This is a genomic window from Aliterella sp. E5.1, assembly GCF_057473825.1.
This window is the reverse complement of sequence record NZ_JBYCCV010000520.1, coordinates 1-881: the sequence shown is the minus strand read 5'-3', so window position 1 is coordinate 881 and position 881 is coordinate 1. Positions and strand designations below refer to the sequence as shown.

The window sequence follows — 881 nt, the reverse complement described above, 5'->3', positions numbered from 1 at the left end:
TAACCCATTAGTACCTTGAAACCTAAACTCTATAAATGCCAAAAGTTTTTTACACGTAATATGGTTACCAAAAGATATATAAAGTCAATCTTGCCTCTAAATATTATTCTTTCTGTTGTTATTGCAAGTTACTTACTAGCTCCTCAAAAAGCCTACGCATACCACAACCCTGACCATCTTACAGAGCAAGCAATTACTTTAGCGGCTCAAAATAAATCTCTAACATTGGCTTTAGCATTCAATATAACTGCTATTATTTTTATTCTAGGAATCGGATTAAAAATTGCCAAAAGAAAACACTCAGATTGAAAGCTTAAAATATCCTTTAATCTGTTTGCAATTATTTTATCAAACTCCTTTTCAATTCTATCCAGGATCTTTTCTAGGCCATAGTTGCTCTAGTAGTAATATCTTTGATAAAAGCTTTGCCCTCTAACAAAAGTACCGCTTCTTAAAACACCTGCATTCCCAGTACCTGGAATCCCTGCCATGCACCACGGGTAATCAAAAGGACACAGATTATGATCAACTTCCTGCCAAGTTAACCTTGCAAACGAAGAATAACCTGAGCCACCGCTGAAAGACCATTGACCACGATACCAACGGTAGTTCTGAATGCTCTTAGCATCATATGTTCCAATACCGAAATTATTACCCCCTCCTGGCTCAGAAGCTCCTGCAGTACCACAGTCACTATAGTTTTTATAGGGTAAATCTGACCAGCTGGTACATGAATCAAAAAACGTTGCATTCTCTAGAGCTATGTCAAACTCAATGCCGGGTCTAACGTTTTGTCCCCTCCAGCCACCTACTCTGTGCCAGTAGAAGTATGCTTGTGCAGAGGAAGAACCATTATAAGTGAGATTGCCCTCATTAGGAAA

2 protein-coding genes are annotated in these 881 nt (G+C 38.4%); one reads left to right on the top strand and one right to left on the bottom strand.

Going from position 1 to position 881, the window contains the following annotated elements:
* The first annotated feature begins 60 nt into the window (after positions 1-60).
* Positions 61-309: a hypothetical protein gene (locus AC2VE5_RS28725; RefSeq protein WP_486890913.1), complete on the top strand. Its 249-nt coding sequence runs from the start codon at positions 61-63 to the stop codon at positions 307-309.
* 89 nt (positions 310-398) lie between these two features.
* On the opposite strand, the gene AC2VE5_RS28720 is transcribed toward AC2VE5_RS28725, so the two are convergent.
* A partial coding sequence (locus tag AC2VE5_RS28720; protein ID WP_486890912.1) for a hypothetical protein occupies positions 399-881 on the bottom strand: 483 nt, incomplete at its 5' end.

Bases quoted from the DNA above. Each gene is read 5' to 3' on its own strand.
- AC2VE5_RS28725 (WP_486890913.1), top strand. From the start codon at position 61: ATGGTTACCAAAAGATATATAAAGTCAATCTTGCCTCTAAATATTATT.